This window comes from Streptococcus rupicaprae, from assembly GCF_040545225.1.
GTDB classification, from domain to species: Bacteria; Bacillota; Bacilli; order Lactobacillales; family Streptococcaceae; genus Streptococcus; species Streptococcus rupicaprae.
Genome location: NZ_JBEPLO010000013.1, coordinates 1 through 18,035 on the forward strand (window position 1 = coordinate 1; position 18,035 = coordinate 18,035).

21 protein-coding genes and 1 tRNA gene are annotated in these 18,035 nt (G+C 46.9%); 17 read left to right on the plus strand and 5 right to left on the minus strand.

Features of this window, described 5'->3' with window-relative positions; genetic code table 11:
• The 3 genes from ABID29_RS06570 to ABID29_RS06580 form a co-directional block, all read right to left on the minus strand.
• Positions 1-224: hypothetical protein (locus ABID29_RS06570; RefSeq protein WP_354365276.1), on the minus strand; the 224-nt coding region annotated here is incomplete at its 3' end.
• Positions 225-467: 243 nt separating this feature from the next.
• Complete coding sequence (locus tag ABID29_RS06575; RefSeq protein ID WP_354365278.1) at positions 468-1,721, minus strand: hydroxymethylglutaryl-CoA reductase, degradative; 1,254 nt, start codon at positions 1,719-1,721, stop codon at positions 468-470.
• Positions 1,722-1,943: 222 nt separating this feature from the next.
• Positions 1,944-2,351: a GNAT family N-acetyltransferase gene (locus tag ABID29_RS06580; protein WP_354365280.1), complete on the minus strand. Its 408-nt coding sequence runs from the start codon at positions 2,349-2,351 to the stop codon at positions 1,944-1,946.
• 164 nt (positions 2,352-2,515) lie between these two features.
• On the opposite strand from ABID29_RS06580, the gene tmk reads away from it, so the two are divergent.
• The 5 genes from tmk (at position 2,516) to ABID29_RS06605 (ending at position 5,661) form a co-directional block, all read left to right on the plus strand.
• Positions 2,516-3,157: a dTMP kinase gene (gene tmk, locus ABID29_RS06585; protein ID WP_354365282.1), complete on the plus strand. Its 642-nt coding sequence runs from the start codon at positions 2,516-2,518 to the stop codon at positions 3,155-3,157.
• Positions 3,150-4,034, plus strand: coding sequence for a DNA polymerase III subunit delta' (locus ABID29_RS06590; RefSeq protein ID WP_354365284.1), 885 nt, complete (start codon positions 3,150-3,152; stop codon positions 4,032-4,034). The genes tmk and ABID29_RS06590 overlap by 8 nt, the downstream gene beginning before the upstream one ends.
• A gap of 12 nt (positions 4,035-4,046) precedes the next feature.
• Positions 4,047-4,367 (plus strand): DNA replication initiation control protein YabA, encoded by a 321-nt coding sequence (yabA, locus tag ABID29_RS06595; RefSeq protein WP_354365286.1) that lies wholly within the window; start codon positions 4,047-4,049, stop codon positions 4,365-4,367.
• Between the two features lies 1 nt (position 4,368).
• The gene (gene rsmI, locus ABID29_RS06600; protein ID WP_354365288.1) at positions 4,369-5,235 is read left to right on the plus strand and encodes a 16S rRNA (cytidine(1402)-2'-O)-methyltransferase; all 867 of its coding nucleotides are present in this window, start codon (positions 4,369-4,371) and stop codon (positions 5,233-5,235) included.
• Positions 5,236-5,370: 135 nt separating this feature from the next.
• Positions 5,371-5,661, plus strand: coding sequence for an ATP-binding cassette domain-containing protein (locus ABID29_RS06605; RefSeq protein WP_354365290.1), 291 nt, complete (start codon positions 5,371-5,373; stop codon positions 5,659-5,661).
• Between the two features lie 107 nt (positions 5,662-5,768).
• On the opposite strand, the gene ABID29_RS06610 is transcribed toward ABID29_RS06605, so the two are convergent.
• Positions 5,769-5,851: transfer RNA gene (locus ABID29_RS06610), tRNA-Leu, on the minus strand.
• 61 nt (positions 5,852-5,912) lie between these two features.
• Complete coding sequence (cls, locus tag ABID29_RS06615) at positions 5,913-7,460, minus strand: cardiolipin synthase (protein WP_168548357.1); 1,548 nt, start codon at positions 7,458-7,460, stop codon at positions 5,913-5,915.
• A gap of 69 nt (positions 7,461-7,529) precedes the next feature.
• Here cls and ABID29_RS06620 point away from each other — a divergent pair, with 69 nt between their 5' ends.
• The 12 genes from ABID29_RS06620 (at position 7,530) to ABID29_RS06675 (ending at position 17,918) form a co-directional block, all read left to right on the plus strand.
• The gene (locus ABID29_RS06620) at positions 7,530-7,667 is read left to right on the plus strand and encodes a hypothetical protein (RefSeq protein WP_354365292.1); all 138 of its coding nucleotides are present in this window, start codon (positions 7,530-7,532) and stop codon (positions 7,665-7,667) included.
• A gap of 34 nt (positions 7,668-7,701) precedes the next feature.
• Positions 7,702-9,258: a quinol oxidase gene (locus ABID29_RS06625; RefSeq protein WP_354365294.1), complete on the plus strand. Its 1,557-nt coding sequence runs from the start codon at positions 7,702-7,704 to the stop codon at positions 9,256-9,258.
• 118 nt (positions 9,259-9,376) lie between these two features.
• Positions 9,377-11,551: an anaerobic ribonucleoside-triphosphate reductase gene (gene nrdD, locus ABID29_RS06630; protein ID WP_354365295.1), complete on the plus strand. Its 2,175-nt coding sequence runs from the start codon at positions 9,377-9,379 to the stop codon at positions 11,549-11,551.
• A gap of 69 nt (positions 11,552-11,620) precedes the next feature.
• Positions 11,621-11,752 carry a hypothetical protein gene (locus tag ABID29_RS06635; protein ID WP_018377538.1) on the plus strand — a complete coding sequence of 44 codons (132 nt, stop codon included), beginning with the start codon at positions 11,621-11,623 and terminating at the stop codon, positions 11,750-11,752.
• Between the two features lie 59 nt (positions 11,753-11,811).
• Complete coding sequence (locus ABID29_RS06640; protein WP_354365296.1) at positions 11,812-12,753, plus strand: Gfo/Idh/MocA family protein; 942 nt, start codon at positions 11,812-11,814, stop codon at positions 12,751-12,753.
• A 10-nt stretch (positions 12,754-12,763) separates the two neighbouring features.
• Positions 12,764-13,273: a GNAT family N-acetyltransferase gene (locus ABID29_RS06645; RefSeq protein WP_354365298.1), complete on the plus strand. Its 510-nt coding sequence runs from the start codon at positions 12,764-12,766 to the stop codon at positions 13,271-13,273.
• A gap of 32 nt (positions 13,274-13,305) precedes the next feature.
• Entirely contained in the window at positions 13,306-13,869 is a 564-nt protein-coding gene (gene nrdG, locus ABID29_RS06650) for an anaerobic ribonucleoside-triphosphate reductase activating protein (RefSeq protein WP_354365299.1), read from the plus strand.
• 24 nt (positions 13,870-13,893) lie between these two features.
• Positions 13,894-14,247: a hypothetical protein gene (locus ABID29_RS06655; protein ID WP_354365300.1), complete on the plus strand. Its 354-nt coding sequence runs from the start codon at positions 13,894-13,896 to the stop codon at positions 14,245-14,247.
• A 181-nt stretch (positions 14,248-14,428) separates the two neighbouring features.
• Positions 14,429-15,127, plus strand: a complete 699-nt coding sequence (dapD, locus tag ABID29_RS06660; protein ID WP_354365302.1) for a 2,3,4,5-tetrahydropyridine-2,6-dicarboxylate N-acetyltransferase — start codon at positions 14,429-14,431, stop codon at positions 15,125-15,127.
• A gap of 449 nt (positions 15,128-15,576) precedes the next feature.
• Positions 15,577-16,722: an N-acetyldiaminopimelate deacetylase gene (locus ABID29_RS06665; protein ID WP_354365304.1), complete on the plus strand. Its 1,146-nt coding sequence runs from the start codon at positions 15,577-15,579 to the stop codon at positions 16,720-16,722.
• Entirely contained in the window at positions 16,715-17,257 is a 543-nt protein-coding gene (locus ABID29_RS06670; protein WP_354365305.1) for a 5-formyltetrahydrofolate cyclo-ligase, read from the plus strand. Before ABID29_RS06665 ends, ABID29_RS06670 begins: the two co-directional genes overlap by 8 nt.
• Positions 17,238-17,918: a rhomboid family intramembrane serine protease gene (locus ABID29_RS06675; protein ID WP_354365307.1), complete on the plus strand. Its 681-nt coding sequence runs from the start codon at positions 17,238-17,240 to the stop codon at positions 17,916-17,918. Before ABID29_RS06670 ends, ABID29_RS06675 begins: the two co-directional genes overlap by 20 nt.
• Positions 17,919-18,035: the final 117 nt, after the last annotated feature.

Below are 18,035 nucleotides of genomic sequence, written 5' to 3' on the forward strand. Positions count from 1 at the left end.
TTGACACTTGGAGGTTGGAAATAAGGCAAATAGATTTGCGTCAAAAGTGTCAGGGGATTGACACTTGGAGGTTGGAAATAAGGCAAATAGATTTGTGTCAAAAGTGTCAGGGGATTGATACTTGGAGCTTGGAAATGAGGCAAATAGATTTGCGTCAAAAGTGTCAGGGGATTGACACTTGGAGGTTGGAAATAAGGCAAATAGATTTGCCCCAATTGGGGCATAAAATCAGTAGTTTTCCAAAATATCGGTCACATTTGATTTCATTTTATTGGTGACGTGGGTGTAGATTTAGGTTTCGCGATATTTTCATGACCTACATTTTCATATTAAATGGAAATTTAACGAGACGGGAAATCAGCAGAGATGGGCAAACTTCCAGCGATTTTTCTATTATTCCTTAGGGATATTGGTTATTACAAAACAATCCCATCAGTCCTACTCTAGGATTGATGGGATTGTCTCAGTCAGGGTTGGTTTTTTCTCAACTCTTCTAATATGTTTTTAGCCTTTTCTAAATTGGTATGTTGCCCTTCTCTCAATTTTTGAGCGACGATTTCGATATCGTCTCCTTGGGCACCTGCCAGCATGGCCAGGGATTTAGCCTGTAGTTTCATGTGGCCAGCTTGAATGCCTGTGGTGACAAGGGCTCTTAGGGCCGCAAAGTTTTGTGCTAGTCCAGCAGAGGCGACAAGCCCAGCCAGTGTTTTAGCGTCGGGATGTCCTAGGAGCTCAAAAGCGAGTTTTACTTTAGGGTTTAGACCGATAGAACCGCCGACTGTGGCGATAGGCATGGGGAGGGTTAGGGTACCTACCAGCTGATCGTCCACTATGGACCAGCTGGAGAGCCCTCTATACTGCCCGTCCTGGCAGGCGTAAGCGTGACAGCCAGCTTCGATAGCTCGCCAGTCATTGCCGGTAGCCAGAACTAGGGCATCAATGCCGTTGAAAATTCCCTTATTGTGCGTTGCGGCCCGGTAGGGATCCACTTGGGCAAGACGGCTGGCCAGGGTGATTTTTTTGGCAGTTTCTTGTCCACCTGGAATCCGATCAAAGGCGATTCGACAGGTGGCAGTAACCAAGGATTCGGTGGCATAGTTAGATAGGATAGCCATGAGGGCTTGGCCTTGGGAAAGTTCTACCAAATAAGGCTTGATGCCTTCCAACATATTATTAATCATATTGGCGCCCATTGCTTCCTTGACATCTGCCAGCAGATAGACGATTAGGAAGTCTTCTTTAATGTCTAGGCGAAGGTCCCTGGCTCCTCCTCCTCGCTTTAAGATAGATGGGTGCGAAGCGTTGGCCAAATCGATGATTTCAGCCTTGTGCTGACAGATAGTTGCCTTAGCCTCCTCCAAATCAGGAAGATCGTAGAGGGCGACTTGGCCGATCATGAGCCGATTCTGGACGCTGGTGGCAAATCCGCCAGACTTGCCGATGATCTGGCTAGCATAGTTGAGGGCAGCGACTACAGAAGGCTCCTCTGTGACAAGGGGAAGGGTATAGGTCTCATTGTTGACCAGCATCTCAGGGACGACGCTCATGGGCAGGGCGAAGGTCCCGATATGGTTCTCTACCATTTGACCGGCAATGGGCTCAGGAAGGTTACGGTCAGTGTTTAAGGTTTCAAGAGCTTCAGGGGTGAACGTTTTCTCTTGCATGAGAATATCAAGGCGTTCTTGCCGTGTTTTTTTGTGGAAACCGCTGTATGAGGGCATAAGGTTCTCCTTTATGAATCGATGTTAGCTTACTTATGGAGCTGGTTTGTAAAATCAAAATGAGGTAGAAAGCGTGATGGACAGGGGTGGCTCTTCTGCCTCTCGTGTCTCATCGGTACTTTTTAGACTCAGTGCGACAGGTGAAAAGATAGTTGATGCCCATTTCTCTTGGCTATGGTCAGGTATCAGCTTAAATCATCTCATTTTACTTTTGATTCAGCATTAACGGAAATAGGCAATCATTTGGCCCTCTTCTAGGGGCCTCATGCCAAAATCCCGGTAAAATTGATTGGCAGTAGGGTCATGAAGGTCCGTGTTGAGCTGGAACTGGCGGACATGCTTGTAATGGTCCCGGATCTTTTTCAAAAGCCTTCGACCGATGCCTTGCCTCTGCAGGTCTGGATGGACCAATATGTCTTGAATTAGGACAATATGTTCCCCATCGCCAACACAGCGGATAAACCCAACTAACTCTTCTTCTTTGAAAGCCCCCAAAAGATAGAGGGATTGTTCAAAAGCTCGCTCCAGAGATTCATCATCTTTGAGGTAATTCGTCCAGCCAACACTTCCGTAGAGTTGTTTAATGGCTAGTGCTTCTTGCGGATAGGTAAAAGGTTTAAGGGTTACCATAAATCCTCCTTGTGAAACTATTATACCATATTTATAGAAATGCTTTACCGATAGAAAAAAGGGGGAAGTTTGTGCGGAAACGGCTATGGCAAATAATATTGACCACAGGCATGCTTTTTTGGTGAAATTTTGTTAAAATGAAGAGACGAATGGAAGGAGATAAGATGGCAAAGGGAATCGTGATTTCAGTAGAGGGGCCAGAAGGGGCTGGAAAGACCAGTGTCATCAAGGCCTTATTGCCTAAGTTTGAGGCTTATGGGCAGGTCCTGATGACCAGAGAGCCTGGTGGTGTACCGATTGCGGAGAAAATTCGAGAGGTGATCCTGGATCCGGAACATACGACAATGGATGACAAGACAGAACTCTTGCTCTACGTAGCGGCTAGGCGCCAGCATCTCAAGGAACGGATTTTGCCTGCTCTTGAAGAGGGGCAGATTGTTCTGGTTGATCGCTTCATTGATTCGTCGGTTGCCTATCAGGGTTACGGTCGCGGCCTTGCCCCATCCGATGTCCACTGGCTCAATCGCTTTGCGACAGATGGCCTGGTACCTGATCTGACCCTTTATTTTGATATTGATGTGCGAGAAGGTTTGGCCAGAATTGCTCAGTTTAGGGGGCATGAGGTCAACCGTCTCGACTTAGAGAGCGTCAGTCTCCACGAACGTGTACGAGAGGGCTATTTGGCCATTTTAGCGGAAAATCCTGACCGCCTCGTCAAGCTAGATGCTTCCCAACCCTTGGAAGATGTAGTGGCTGCTGCCTGGTCCGTGATTGAGGCTTTCTTGCAGGAGCGACTAAATGACTAAGGCAGACTTGAAACGTTGGCAACCCCAATTATACACAGCTTTTAGTCACTTGGTCCAGTCTGGGCGAATGGGGCACGCCTATCTTTTTACAGGGGCCTTTGGGCAACTGGAGATGGCTCTGTTTTTAGCCCAGTCTCAATATTGTGAGGCACCGGAAGAAGGTTTGCCTTGTGAAGCTTGTAGGCCTTGTCGGTTGATCGCTCAAGGAGAATTCTCTGACGTCAGGAGACTAAGTCCGACCAATCAAGTCATTAAAACCGATATGGTGAGGGAGATTCTGCAAGATTTTGCCCAGTCCGGCTTTGAAACAGACCACCAGGTCTTGATCATTCAGGAAGCGGACAAGCTCCACCTCAACGGTGCTAACAGCCTGCTGAAATTTATCGAAGAACCTCAAAGTAACATCAGGATTTTTCTTCTAACGGATCGAGAAGATGGGATTCTACCGACGATCAGGAGCCGGTGTCAGGTCTTTCATTTTCCGAAAAATCGGGCAATCATGATCGAAGATTTAGAAAAAGAGGGCCTTTTGAAGACTCAGGCCCAGCTCCTGAGTGACTTGTGCCCGACAGTTGAGCAGGCCCTTGCTCTTAGCAAAAGCAGCCATTTTCAAGGCCTGTTAAAGCTTGGTGAACAATGGGTTAGGCAGGTGTTAGAGGGTCAGGCCAAGGCTTATTTGACGGTGGCCAAATTGGCTCAGCAGGTCCAGGATAAAACTGAACAGGGCCAAGTGTTTGATTTGCTGACTTTGCTGTTGGCCAGAGAGTTGCCTGCTAAGCCTGCCCAAGAAGCGTTGAGGTCCCTATTAAAGGCGAAAACCATGTGGCAGGCCAATGTGTCCTTTCAAAATGCACTAGAGTTTATGATATTAGATTAGAATGAGGAACGTATGGAAAAGAGAGGCCATTTTGAGGCTTTAGAAAATCTTTCAAAGGACTTGTTTTCAACACTGGCTGAAGTTGAGAACATTAAAAAATACTTGCAGGATCTGATGGAGGAGAACACAGCTCTGCGATTGGAAAATGATAAGCTAAGAGACCGCCTGAATCAGCTACAATCTCCAACAGAGGTCAAGCCAAGAAGCCAAGGAATCAGTAATCTTCAAAAAATCTATGAAGATGACTTCCATGTGTGTAATGTTTTTTACGGTCAACGCAGGCATGATGGGGAAGATTGTGCCTGGTGTTTAGAATTGCTTTACAGGGATTAAGATGCAGAGACAAGAATCATTTCGCAACCCAACCGAATCTGGAGTCCTTTATTTGGTTCCGACACCGATTGGGAATCTGGGGGACATGACTTTCAGGGCTATAGAAACTCTGAAGATGGTGGATTTAATAGCGGCAGAAGACACGCGCAATACAGGTATTTTGCTGAAACATTTTGAAATAGAAACAGGGCAAACCTCTTTTCATGAGCACAATGCTTACGCCAAGATTCCTGAGCTACTTGCCCACTTAAAAGAGGGCAAGAATCTGGCGCAGGTATCGGATGCTGGCCTGCCTTCGATCTCTGATCCGGGGCATGATCTGGTTTGTGCCGCTGTGGCAGAAGGCATCAAGGTGGTGGCTCTGCCTGGCGCTTCTGCGGGTATTACGGCCTTGATCGCCTCTGGCCTGGTCCCTCAGCCTCATGTCTTTTATGGGTTTTTGCCACGAAAGTCCGGCCAGCAGAAGCAATTTTTCGAGGCTAAAAAAACTTATCCAGAGACTCAGATTTTTTATGAATCTCCTTACCGCGTCGCAGATACTCTAACCAATCTGTTAGCTGTTTATGGGGAACGCCAGGTAGTTCTTGTCAGAGAATTGACTAAGCTCTATGAGGAATTCTTGCGAGGAAGCATCTCTGAGGTCTTAGAATATGTGGCAGAAAAGCCGCTCAAGGGCGAATGCCTTCTCATTGTGGCAGGTTGGGATGGTTCAGAAGAAAGTTCTGAGGCTGAAGAACCTGTGGCTATCGTTGCTGCTGTCCAGGCCTTGATTGACCAAGGCCATAAAACCAACCAGGCCATCAAGGCCGTTGCTAAGCAAACTGGACTCTCCAGACAGGACGTCTACAATTCCTACCATCAGTTATAAGAACCAGAAAAAGAGCAAGAGGCTGTCCAAAAGACAAACACCTCTTGCTTTTTTAGTGGGAGTCTAATCTAGCTGGTCTGTTTGAGATAAATAAATTTTATAAAATGATGTTTGGGATAAAAATATGGTAGTGTTTTGAATAAGGTAAATCTCCTCGACTTATTACCTCGATTAGATGAAACGGTTTCTTCAGACTTACTATCTGAAGGACAAAAACAACGGATTGGTATTGCTCGTTCCCTTTTAAAACATCGTACATTCATTATCATGGACGAAGCGACAGCGAATCTTGATAGTCATAATGCCAGTCTAATAGAAAATGGCCTTCTAAATAATCCTGAAATTACTTATATAACCATTACTCACCACTTAAATACTGAGTTAACTAATCAATTTAATGATATTATTCAACTACAAAAACATTAAACATTATAAGTAACAGCAAGCGACTACTCTTGACGAAACTCTGAAAAATAAAAAACCAGCTATCTCTGACCTCACTGGGTTTAAGATAACTGGTTTTTCGTCATTCATGCGGAGGAAGGGATTTGAACCCTCACACCCGTACGGGCACATGCGCCTGAAGCATGCGTGTCTGCCGTTCCACCACCTCCGCAGGTGATAGTAATATCATACACGATTTTGGTGGAAAAGGCAAGTTATTTTTTTGATGTTCCTTAGAGCATGGGTGCGAAGACTTCGACAATGCCCTTGATCAGTTTGTGCCGCTTGCTGATTTTTAGGGTGTCGTCAAAGATTTCTTGGGAGACGGAAAGGGCTTCTAGGAAATCTTTTTTGCTGTCTAAGATAACTGGGGAATTGTACATGAAGACGGCATTTTCATAGTGATGGACCAGGCTACGGTAGTCTAGATTGATGGTGCCGATAACTCCGTAGATATCATCAACCACAAAGTTTTTACTGTGAATAAAGCCTGGGGTATATTCAAAAATGCGAACACCAGCTCCTCTAAGCTCGTCGTAGGCCGAACGGTTAACAATCTGAATAAGCGGTTTGTCTGCGATAAAGGGCATGAGAATGATGACTTCAACCCCACGGAGAGCCGCATTTTTCAAGTCCTCTGTCAAGTCATAGTCGATGATGAGATAGGGGGTGGTGATGTAGACATAGTGCTTGGCTAACTTGAGAAGGTTGAGGTAGACAATTTTACCGACTGGGCGAGGGTAGATAGGCTTAGGCCCCGAGCCATAAGGGACATAGATGGCTCCGTCGCTATCAACGGGCTGCGTCATGTTTTGATAGTGGTTAAAGTCTGACACTTCAATGGAATTGATGTCCCAATTGAGCAAGAAGAGCTTGGTTAGCCCTTGCACGGCTTGACCTTCCAAGCGCATGCCCCCATCTTTCCAGTGTCCGAAGCGTTCGATAGCATTGATGTATTCATCAGCTAGATTAATGCCCCCGGTATAGCCGATTTGACCGTCAATGATAGTCATTTTGCGGTGGCTTCGGTTGTTGTAGACGACAGAAGCTCTAGGGGACATGCGATTAAATTTGGCTGCCGTGATACCTAATTGCCGTAAGTGGTTATCGTAATCATTGGGCAGGGTTACCATGCACCCAATATCGTCGTAGAGAAAACGGACTTCAACCCCTTCTGCTACCTTTTCAAGAAGGATTGCTAAAATGGCATCCCACATTTGGCCAAGCTCTACGATGTAATATTCCATGAAGATAAAGTGCTTGGCTGTTCTGAGGTCTTGTAATAATTGTTGCCACAGGTCCTCGCCGAGGGCAAAATAGGAAGCTTGAGTTTCCTGGTAGGGTTGAGCGGATGGATCGATAGTCAGAAGGGCGTGAAGGTGGTTGTAGGTTGTAGGATCTGTTTGTTGCAATTTGGCCAGAATGGGGTGTTCTTGAGGCGGAAGCACATGTCGAAGGGCTCTATTTTCGATTTTTTTAAAATGCTGCCGTTCTGTTTTATCAATTCGTCGTTCAAAAAACATGAGATAAAAGAGGCTTCCAACACCAGGCAGGACAAAGATGATGACTAGCCAGGTCACCTTGTTTTCAGGTGCGGTATTGCGGTTGATAATGGACAGGATGGATCCGATGTAAATGAGACCGACAAGTGTCCATAAAAAAGGTGCCTTATCCGCTAAGAAAATAAAAAAGAGGATAATGGCTAGTATTTCAATTAATATGGCCAAGGCACAAAACAGGTAAAAACCAAATCGATAAAGGTGGGTATAGAGTTTTTTCATACCCAAAGTATAGCAAAAATCCGAAAAAATAGAAAGTGCTTACGGATAAAGAGGTAGGAGGACTTTCAGATGGAAGATGAAAAAAAGAGAGAAGAGAGGTTCTTTGTCTTTAGGACATTCCGGGAATTGGAGGAATTGGCCAGACAGGGAGAGGCAGGTGTCCCCTTTAGACGACAGGAAGTTCATGACACGGTCTCTACTTTTTGATATACTAGGAGGGTATCGAGTAAGGAGAAGTGAAATGAGTTATAGTCGTACTAAGCGCTTGCGCTACCAAGGCAGGCATTTAAACAATTCTGAGGAAAAAAGGCCTTCTCTTAGACAGCTGAGGGTCAAACTACCTTGGGGCCTGCTGCTGGGGCTAAGTGCCTTGCTGAGTCTTTTGAGTGTGGCCAATCCCTTCTTGACCCGCTTTGCAGATAGTCTCCAAACCCAGGCCCTCTACACTGGGCAAGCCTTTCTGGCAGGTCATGTCCCTTATATGGATTTTTATAGTTCTGGAGGGTTGATCTACCATGTCTTGCTCTTGCTTGGCAGTGTCTTGGGCAATTCTCTAGGGCTGATGGTTGTCCAGTTTGTGCTGGTCCTGCTAGCAGGTATAGCCTTCTACAAGTGCCTTTTTCAGTTGACAGGCCTAGCGGAGCTCAGTCGCCAAATGCTCTTGGCCTTTTACCTTTGTGTGGGGATTTTAGCTTGGGGAGGGCTTTATGCCCCGCTCTTTGCTCTGCCTTTTGTCCTCTATGGCTTGCTCTTCTTGATCAAGTACCTGGCAGGGGAGTCCAGAGATGAAGGTTTCATTCTTTATGGGGTCAATGGGGCCCTGGTCTTCTTAATTGACCCCAAGAGCAGCCTCCTGTGGCTGACAGCTGGCTTGGTCCTGCTGGTCTACAATGTTAAGCAAGGGCAGAAAGCCAGAGGGCTGTACCAACTTTTAGCAACAGTTTTTGGTTTTAGTTTGATTCTCTACACGGTCGGCTACTACACCATTTTGTATCAGAATGTCGGTGCAGCCATTGAACAGACGGTTTTAGTCCCCTTGCAGTCTCTCGGTCGCTGGCAGGAAGAGCCCTTGCTTTTCTTCTTTTTGCTGGCGGTCTATCTCTTGGGGACGGGCCTATTGACCAGTTTTATCTACGGCGGTTTTAGTCTCATTAGGCCTGAAAATCGTGCCAGCAAGGTCTTGCTTTATCTGACCATGCTTGTGGCGGTAGCCCTTGCCTTGCTGACCCCTCAATTTTCGCCGTCCCATCTCTTGCTAGTCCTGCCTTATGGGCTTGTCTTGACGGCTAGCTACATAGCAGAGCGGTCAGTCTTTAGCCAACTCAGCGATTCAGAAGAGGGAGCAGCAGAAGAAGAATGGCTTGGGGACACAGCGCCTGTGACCTCTTATTGGGCCTTAAATGCCTTCTTACCAATCTTGGCGTCGCTCTATCTCATCGCCTACCCTGCCTGGCTCTGGTTTGATCAAGGGGCTGTTCAGGCAGAGCGGCAAGAAATAGCCAGCAAGATTGCCGAGGAAACGTCAAAGAAGGATCTGATCTATGCCTGGGACGATAGCGCCTCAATTTATCTGACTAGTCAGCGCTTTGCTTCCGCAGAAATCATTATTCCTGATACCTACAATATAACAGATGGCCAGCAAAAAGCACTGACCCTGGCCTTGGGATATGATCGTGCTAAAATTGTGGTGGTTAATCAAGACCTAGATTTGCCAGAGACAGTAGCTCATCACTTGGAAGAAAATTACCAGGAAGTGGCTACAAACCTATCACAATTCAAGTTATATCAATTAAAATAAACACAATATCTTGTGTTATGAGAATAAAAATTTATTTTCTTCCACAAGATATTGTTTTTTATTTAATTAAGTGATAAAATAGACAATGTAAGTATCAAAGAGACGCGAGGCAAGAAAGATGAGTCAGACACAGGAACTTTTGGTATGGAAGCGCGATGGGCGGCTGGTTCCCTTTGATCGCTTGAAAATCGAACAGGCTTTGTGGAAAGCGGCTCAGGCTCGAACAGAAATGACACCGCTCTTGGAGCAGGTCTTAGAAAAGGTAGCTGATCGTGTGGTTGCTGAGATTTTTAGCCGTTTCCAAAAAGATATCAAAATTTATGAGATTCAAGCTATTGTTGAGCAGGAATTGCTAGAAAGTAAGGTTTATGACTTAGCAGACGAGTATATCAATTATCGTAAGAAACGAGATTTTGAGCGCCATCAAGCGACGGATATCAATTATTCCATTGAGAAACTCGTCCAAAAGGATCAGGCAGTGGTCAATGAGAATGCCAATAAAGACAGTGATGTTTTTAATACCCAGCGTGATTTGACGGCAGGCATTGTCGGTAAAAGTATTGGCTTGAAGATGTTACCTGCCCACGTGGCTAACAGTCACCAAAAAGGGGAGATCCACTACCATGACCTAGACTATAGCCCCTATACGCCCATGACCAACTGTTGCTTGATTGATTTTAAAGGAATGCTGGCAAATGGCTTTAAGATTGGCAATGCGGATGTGGAGAGCCCTAAGTCAATTCAAACAGCGACTGCCCAAATGTCTCAAATCATTGCTAATGTGGCGTCAAGTCAATATGGAGGTTGCTCGGCAGATCGGATCGATGAGGTTTTGGCTCCTTATGCTAGGCTCAATTATGGCAAGCACCTAAAAGAAGCCAAGCAGTGGGTGGTCGAAGGCAAGTGGGAAGAATATGCTCTGGAGAAGACCAAAAAGGACATCTACGATGCCATGCAGTCCTTGGAGTATGAGATCAATACCCTCTTTACCTCAAACGGGCAAACACCCTTTACCTCTCTGGGATTTGGCTTGGGGACGGACTGGTTTGAGCGAGAGATCCAAAAGGCCATCCTCAAGATCCGCATCAAGGGCTTGGGCAAAGAAGGCCGGACTGCGATTTTTCCAAAATTGATCTTTACCCTCAAGCGTGGGGTCAATCTGGAACCGGATTCCCCCAACTACGATATCAAGGAATTAGCTTTGGAGTGTGCGACCAAACGGATGTACCCAGATATCTTGTCCTATGACAGAATCGTCGCCTTGACAGGCTCCTTCAAGGTGCCCATGGGTTGCCGATCCTTCTTGCAGGGATGGACAGACGAGGACGGAAAAGATGTGACCTCCGGCCGGATGAACCTTGGCGTTGTGACGGTCAATCTTCCACGGATAGCTTTGGAATCAGAAGGTCGTCAAGAACGTTTCTGGCAGATTTTTAGTGAGCGGATGGGGATTGCCAAGGATGCTCTCGTTTATCGGATCAATCGTGTCAAAGAAGCCAGTCCTGCCAATGCACCGATTTTGTATCAGTATGGCGCTTTTGGGGAAAGGCTGAGCAGAGATGGCAATGTCGATGACCTCTTTAGAAACCGCAGGGCTACAATCTCGCTTGGCTATATCGGTCTTTATGAGGTAGCGACAGCTTTTTATGGTGGCGAATGGGAAAGTCAACCTGAAGCAAAGGCTTTTACCATTGAGATTGTGAAAGCTATGAAGGCATTGTGTGAGGCGTGGTCGGATGAGTATGGCTATCATTTCTCCGTCTATTCGACACCTTCTGAAAGTTTGACAGACCGTTTTTGCCGTTTGGATACCGAGAAATTTGGTCACGTTAAGGACATCACAGATAAAGAATATTATACAAATTCCTTCCATTATGATGTTCGCAAACATCCGACACCTTTTGAGAAGTTAGAATTTGAAAAAATTTACCCAGAATCAGGGGCTAGCGGGGGCTTTATCCATTATTGTGAGTACCCTGTGCTCCAACAAAATCCAAAAGCTTTAGAAGCTGTTTGGGATTATGCCTATGACCGAGTGGGGTATTTGGGGACCAATACACCGATTGATAAGTGTTATGCTTGTGGTTATGAAGGGGATTTTGAGCCGACAGAACGCGGCTTTAAGTGTCCGAACTGTGGCAATAGTGATCCCAAGACAGTGGATGTGGTCAAACGCACTTGTGGCTACCTGGGCAATCCTCAGGCCAGACCGATGGTTAATGGCCGCCACAAAGAAATCTCTGCCCGTGTCAAACACATGAATGGCTCCACCATCAAGACACCGGGAAAATAGTATGGTATACTAAACTATCGGCGAAAGATCCTATTTTGCTGTCATTTAATGGGTATGAAGGAGAAACTAATGGGTAAATATCAATTAGACTATAAAGGCATGCAATTAGTGGAAAAATTCCATGAGAAGCATTCCAATGTGAAAGATGATAAGAAGGCGCGCGTGCAGGCGCTCTTGAAAAAAGCTGGTAAGAAGAAATAAACCGGCTCGAAAGAGGCAGGTGGCGTGAAAAGCGTCACCTGTTTTTAGAAGGGAAACGGATGAAAAAAATCGGAATTGTGGGAATCGGAGGGATTTCCCAGAAGGCTTATTTGCCCTATATGCGGCAATTATCTGGCATTGAATGGCACGTCTTTACTCGTAAGGAAGAGGTGCGCGAAGAAGTGGTTGCTTTATTTGGTCAAGCAGTATCCTATGACAGTCTGACAACCTTGCTAGATGCAGATTTAGACGGGGTCATGATCCATGCGGCAACGGTGGCCCATGTGGAGTTGGCCCAGCTCTTTTTGAAGAAGGGAATTCCTGTCTACATGGACAAGCCCTTGACAGAGGATTACGCCAGCAGCAAGGCCCTCTATGATTTGGCCGAGGCGAATCAGACCTTCTTGATGGCTGGTTTTAATCGTCGTTTTGCCCCCAAGGTCATCCAGATGGCGGCTCAGACAGGCAAAACCCGCATCGTCACAGAAAAGAATGACATCAATCGGACAGAAGATTTGCAGTACAAGCTCTTTGATTTGTTTATACATCCTCTAGATACAGCCTTGTTCTTAGCAGATGAGCCACTGATTGCGGGACAATTTCATTACCATGTCAGTGAGGAGGACAAGAGCCAGCTACGCCAGGTGACAGTCACTCTGGAGACCAAGGCTTCTACCATCGTGTCCAGCATGAACCTGCAATCGGGTAGCCGCCGTGAAGTGATGGAGGTCCAGCTGGCGAATGCGACCTACCATTTAGAAAACTTGGACGACCTAACCATCTATCAGGGCAATCAAGTGACAAAAGACGCCTTTGGTTCCTGGGAAACCACCCTCTATAAGCGTGGCTTTGAGACGGCTGTGGACCAGTTCTTGCAGGCCATAGAGACCGGACAAAATCCAGTAGACCCTACTAGCAGCCTGCTCAGCCATTGGCTCTGCCACCAAATCAACCACATTCAAGAAACCAGCGGAAAACTGGATGTGAAACTGCCAGACTAAGGAGAAAACCATGCAACTAAGACGACCAACCGCCGCCGACCAGGCGGCCGTAGAAGAGATGATGGCAGAGTTTATCGCCTCAGGCTCAGCGACAGACGGTGGTTTCTGGGACCCAGAAAACTTTGACTACGCGGACTGGCTTCAGTATAATGCTGACGCGGAGATGGGGCTCAATATCCCAGAGGAGTTTGTGCCGGCAGTTCAGTTTGTCTCTTTTGATGAGGCTGGACGAGCTTTGGGCTTTCTTCATCTTCGTCTGCGGCTCAATGACTTTCTGCTGGAGCAAGGAGGTCATATCGGCTACTCCATCCGTCCTAGCGAGCGGGGCAAGGGCTACGCCAAGGAGCAGTTGCGTCTGGGCTTGCTGGAATGCCCACAGAAAAATATCACCAAAGCCCTCATTACCTGCTCGACGGAAAACCCAGCTAGCCGAGCGACCATTGTTGCCAACGGTGGTGTCTTAGAGGACGTGCGCGAGGGGACCGAGCGCTATTGGGTAGAAATGAGTAAAACTGTATAGGAGTGTCACTTGACACCAGTAAGGAGCCTTGTATGAACAATCCGAAACCCCAAGAATGGAAGAGTGAAGAGCTTAGTTGTGGGCGGATTATGGATTACAAGGCCTTTAACTTTGTGGATGGAGAAGGGGTCCGGTGTTCTCTCTATGTCAGCGGCTGCCTCTTTCATTGCGAAGGGTGTTACAATGTCGCCACTTGGAATTTTCGGGCGGGTATTCCCTACACAGAGGCGCTGGAGGAGCAGATCATGGCTGATTTGGCCCAACCCTATGTCCAGGGCCTGACCCTCTTGGGTGGAGAACCCTTTCTCAACACCGGAATCCTGCTGCCCTTGGTCAAACGAATTCGAAGAGAGCTTCCAGAAAAGGACATCTGGTCTTGGACAGGCTATACCTGGGAAGAGATGATGCTGGAAACGCCAGACAAGCTAGAACTTCTATCCTTGATTGATATTCTGGTGGATGGGCGGTATGACCGGACCAAACGCAACCTCATGCTCCAATTTCGTGGCTCCTCCAACCAGCGGATTATCGATGTACAAAAGTCATTGGAGAATGGGAAAGTCGTTATCTGGGACAAACTTCAGGACGGCAGGTAGACTAGTAAAAGGCTACCGAGTAAAATGTATCCGTTGTCCTACTGGCGTTCTAAGATTCGTTTCACAGCGATTAGAAAGGATGTTGAGCCTTCTACAGAACTGGGAGTTGGTCGTCAGTATGTGGCTGGTCGGAACGTTGAACCTGGTACCTATAAGTTGAGCAGTAACGTCTCCCTGAATAAAGAGTATGTTGAATGGCGCATTGAAATTGTCAATTTAGTTACTGAGGATAGGAGAAGCCAGACCTTGAGCGGTTCTAACGCTGATGTGGCCATCAAATTGGAAGAAGGAGAAATTATTTCAACAGACTTCTCAAACCACTATGAATTTGAAAAGCCGACAGGCGAAACCCGTCTAATCCTTACTTCTGTAAATTAAAAGAATGGACCTCGCTTTCGGGGTTCTTTTTTCTGTCAAATAGTCTGAATTTTTGCTATAATAGTGGGGACACTTGTATCGAAGTTTAAAAGGAATAAGTCAGGTTGACAGTTGTACCTTGTAAACGTGATTCTTTGCTTTCTTGATACAGTTTAATAATCTAATACTTTAGGAGAATCTTATGACTGCAACAAAAATGTCTGCCCAAGAAATCATCGCTTTTATCGGAAATGCTGTCAAGAAAACGGCTGTCAAGGTTACGTTTGAAGGTGAATTGGCTGGTGATGTGCCAGAATCAGTAACCAAGCTGGGCAATGTCCTCTTCGGTGACTGGAAGGACGTGGAACCACTCTTGGCAGGACTGACTGAAAACAAGAACTATGTTATCGAAAATGATGCGCGTAACTCTGCTGTGCCATTGCTGGACAAAAAGAACATCAATGCCCGTATCGAACCAGGTGCCATCATCCGTGACCAGGTGTCTATCGGCGACAATGCGGTCATCATGATGGGGGCTGTGATCAACATCGGTGCAGAAATCGGTGCAGGTACCATGATTGACATGGGTGCCATTCTGGGCGGTCGTGCGACAGTCGGCAAGAACAGCCACATCGGTGCAGGTGCTGTCTTGGCGGGTGTGATTGAGCCAGCTTCTGCAGAGCCAGTCCGTGTCGGCGACAATGTCTTGGTCGGTGCCAATGCGGTTGTTATCGAAGGCGTTCAAATCGGGAATGGGTCAGTTGTCGCAGCCGGTGCCATCGTGACCCAAGACGTGCCGGAAAATGTGGTCGTTGCTGGTGTTCCAGCCCGCATCATCAAGGAAATTGATGAAAAGACCCAACAAAAAACAGCTCTCGAAGAAGCACTGCGTAATTTGTAATATCTAGAGGCTGGGACAAATTCCTTGCCTCTCAATTATTTTTGATTTGTTGAGCAAGACGCAGAGGCTGGGAGCTTATACAGCCTAGGGTTAGGCTGTACAAGGTTGTCTCCTAGAAATAAAAAAGAGACAATGCTGGCTTTGCTAGTTTTAGAGCTGCCGCTACACGGTTCATTAGGTGCTTTAGCACCAATGAACCACTGCTAGTGGACCCTAATAAGCTGATTTCATCAGCTTTTAGCTCCCCAACGAACGTGGAAAGCCTTGCTTCCTTAATTTCCAACCTCAAACAGTCACTTCCTACGACCTTGCTCGCTTTCTGATTTCAAGGCTCGCACCTTGGATAGTCAGGGAAGTGACTATCCAAGCCATGCGGAGGTGGGCGACGAAATCGAATTCTGACGAATGACCGATTTCTCTTCCACTCTCTTTTCAACTAGGAGAAACCTATGACACTTGACTTATTGACCATCCGCCGAGACCTCCATCAGATTCCTGAAATCGGCCTGGAGGAGTATAGGACCCAGGCCTACCTCTTGCATCAATTGGAGCAAGTCTTGAAAGATTGCCCATTTGCGGCCCTTAAAACCTGGCGTACAGGCATTATGGTGACCTTGGCGGGCTATGCAGCTGAAAAAACCATCGGCTGGCGGACAGATATTGACGGCCTGCCCATCCTTGAGGAGACAGGGCTCGCTTTTGCCAGCCAGCATGAGGGGCGGATGCATGCCTGTGGCCATGATTTTCATATGACCATCGCCCTAGGTCTTTTGGAAAAAATAGCAGAGCAGCAGCCCAAGAACAACTTCCTCATCCTTTTTCAACCTGCTGAGGAAAATTTAGCAGGCGGCAAGCTCATGTATGAGGCAGGCGTCTTGGACGACTGCAAGCCAGACGAATTCTATGCCCTGCATGTCCGTCCGGACCTCAAGGTTGGGGAAATGGCGACCAATACCAGCACGCTCTTTGCTGGAACTTGTGAAGTCAAGATCACCTTCACCGGCAAGGGCGGTCATGCGGCCTTCCCTCATACAGCCAATGATGCCCTGGTGGCGGCTAGTTATTTTGTCACCCAGGTGCAGTCTGTCGTCAGCCGCAATGTAGATCCGATCGAAGGGGCTGTTGTGACCTTTGGCAGTTTCCATGCTGGGACTACCAATAATGTCATTGCCGAGACGGCGCATCTGCATGGAACCATTCGGAGTTTGACCCGTGAGATGGGGCAGTTGGTCCAGAAGCGTGTTAAAGCGGTCGCAGAAGGTATTGCAGCGAGTTTTGGTGTGGCAGTGTCGATTGATCTGATCGAGGCGGGCTATCTGCCGGTTGAAAATAATCCTGAGCTGGCAGGCCAGTTTATGGCTTTCTATGAAAATGATCCGGAGGTGACTATGTTGGATTGCCTTCCGGCTATGACAGGCGAGGATTTTGGGTTCTTGTTGAGTAAGATACCAGGAGTTATGTTTTGGCTGGGAGTTGATACGCCATACCCGCTCCATAATCCTAAACTTTCACCTGATGAAGCAGCTCTGCCATTTGCCGTGGAAAAGGTCGGGAACTTCCTAGCTAGCCGTTTGAATGGAGCAAGTAGTGTCTAAATCAGCTTTACGCCAAGCAGTATTGGCTCAGTTAAAAGGCCAAGATCCGCTGGTCAAAGAAGAACGCGACCAAGCCTTGATTAGGCGCTTAATGGAGAGTTCTAAATACCAAAAGAGCACGACAGTGGCGCTATACTTGTCTCTAGCTTTTGAGGTAAATACGGCCTCCTTGATTAAGGCAGCGAGGGCAGACGGCAAGCAAATCTTGGTTCCAAAGACTTTGAAGGGGGGACAGATGGTCTTCGTACCCTATCAAGCAGGCCATCTAGAACGCTCTTCATTTGGGGTGCTAGAGCCGACCAATATGGAAGTTGTAGAAAAAGGGGCTATTGACCTGATCCTGGTGCCGGGTCTCATTTGGAATCAGCAGGGCTATCGCATTGGCTTTGGCGGTGGCTTTTATGACCGCTATTTAGCAGATTATGAGGGAAAGACGGTCAGTCTCTCTTATGATTTTCAGATTAGGGAATTTTTGCCGGAGGCTCATGACCAGCCGGTTGAGGAGGTTATTGTTGGTGTTAAAAACAGTGTTTGATAAGCGTTACCCTGTGACCAGTGGCATTTTATTGGTCACTTGGCTTGTTTTTCTAGCCATGCAAATACTGCGCTTCAATCAAGCGACTAGTGCTCAGGCCGTTTATGACTTTGGTGGTATGCTAGGGGCAGCTATCCGGCAGAATCCTAGCAATCTGTGGCGGCTTATTTCAGCCATTTTTGTCCATATCGGTTGGGAGCACATACTGTTAAATAGTTTGTCTATTTATTTCTTGGGGCATCAATTGGAAAACCTGTTTGGTTCGTTGAAGTTTGCGCTCTTTTATTTCTTGTCAGGGATAATGGGAAATGTCTTTGTCCTCTTTTTGACTCCGACAGTTGTTGCAGCGGGTGCGTCGACAGCTATCTTTGGCCTCTTTGCCTCAATGGCGGTGCTCCGCTATTTTGCGAGAAATCCTTATCTCCGAATTTTGGGGCAAAGTTACCTGATGCTCCTGGTCATGAATGTATTGCTGGGCTGGATGTCGTCAGGGATCAGCCATGCTGGACATCTGGGTGGCGCTGTTGGGGGTGCTTTGTGTGCCATTTTTCTACGGATTAAGGGTGAAGAAACTATCTTCGAGTCTCATAAACGCCATCTAGCTTGGATAACCTATCTGCTATTAGTCATTGGCATGGTCAGCTACCGCTTGGCCTTTTAGAGGAATCTATCGCGGTCATTTAACCCCAATCGTATCAGCCTATCCAGGTATGCAAAATTCTGATTTTGACTGTGTTACAATTTGGTAACAGTTAGCTTAGTGGGGGACAGGAGCCTG

Excerpts from the sequence above, each read along its gene's own strand:
- ABID29_RS06575 (WP_354365278.1), bottom strand. The coding sequence starts at position 1,721 with ATGCCCTCATACAGCGGTTTCCACAAAAAAACACGGCAAGAACGCCTT.
- ABID29_RS06580 (WP_354365280.1), bottom strand. The coding sequence starts at position 2,351 with ATGGTAACCCTTAAACCTTTTACCTATCCGCAAGAAGCACTAGCCATT.
- tmk (WP_354365282.1), top strand. The coding sequence starts at position 2,516 with ATGGCAAAGGGAATCGTGATTTCAGTAGAGGGGCCAGAAGGGGCTGGA.
- ABID29_RS06590 (WP_354365284.1), top strand. The coding sequence starts at position 3,150 with ATGACTAAGGCAGACTTGAAACGTTGGCAACCCCAATTATACACAGCT.
- yabA (WP_354365286.1), top strand. The coding sequence starts at position 4,047 with ATGGAAAAGAGAGGCCATTTTGAGGCTTTAGAAAATCTTTCAAAGGAC.
- rsmI (WP_354365288.1), top strand. The coding sequence starts at position 4,369 with ATGCAGAGACAAGAATCATTTCGCAACCCAACCGAATCTGGAGTCCTT.
- cls (WP_168548357.1), bottom strand. The coding sequence starts at position 7,460 with ATGAAAAAACTCTATACCCACCTTTATCGATTTGGTTTTTACCTGTTT.
- ABID29_RS06620 (WP_354365292.1), top strand. The coding sequence starts at position 7,530 with ATGGAAGATGAAAAAAAGAGAGAAGAGAGGTTCTTTGTCTTTAGGACA.
- ABID29_RS06625 (WP_354365294.1), top strand. The coding sequence starts at position 7,702 with ATGAGTTATAGTCGTACTAAGCGCTTGCGCTACCAAGGCAGGCATTTA.
- nrdD (WP_354365295.1), top strand. The coding sequence starts at position 9,377 with ATGAGTCAGACACAGGAACTTTTGGTATGGAAGCGCGATGGGCGGCTG.
- ABID29_RS06635 (WP_018377538.1), top strand. The coding sequence starts at position 11,621 with ATGGGTAAATATCAATTAGACTATAAAGGCATGCAATTAGTGGAAAAA.
- ABID29_RS06640 (WP_354365296.1), top strand. The coding sequence starts at position 11,812 with ATGAAAAAAATCGGAATTGTGGGAATCGGAGGGATTTCCCAGAAGGCT.
- ABID29_RS06645 (WP_354365298.1), top strand. The coding sequence starts at position 12,764 with ATGCAACTAAGACGACCAACCGCCGCCGACCAGGCGGCCGTAGAAGAG.
- nrdG (WP_354365299.1), top strand. The coding sequence starts at position 13,306 with ATGAACAATCCGAAACCCCAAGAATGGAAGAGTGAAGAGCTTAGTTGT.
- ABID29_RS06655 (WP_354365300.1), top strand. The coding sequence starts at position 13,894 with ATGTATCCGTTGTCCTACTGGCGTTCTAAGATTCGTTTCACAGCGATT.
- dapD (WP_354365302.1), top strand. The coding sequence starts at position 14,429 with ATGACTGCAACAAAAATGTCTGCCCAAGAAATCATCGCTTTTATCGGA.
- ABID29_RS06665 (WP_354365304.1), top strand. The coding sequence starts at position 15,577 with ATGACACTTGACTTATTGACCATCCGCCGAGACCTCCATCAGATTCCT.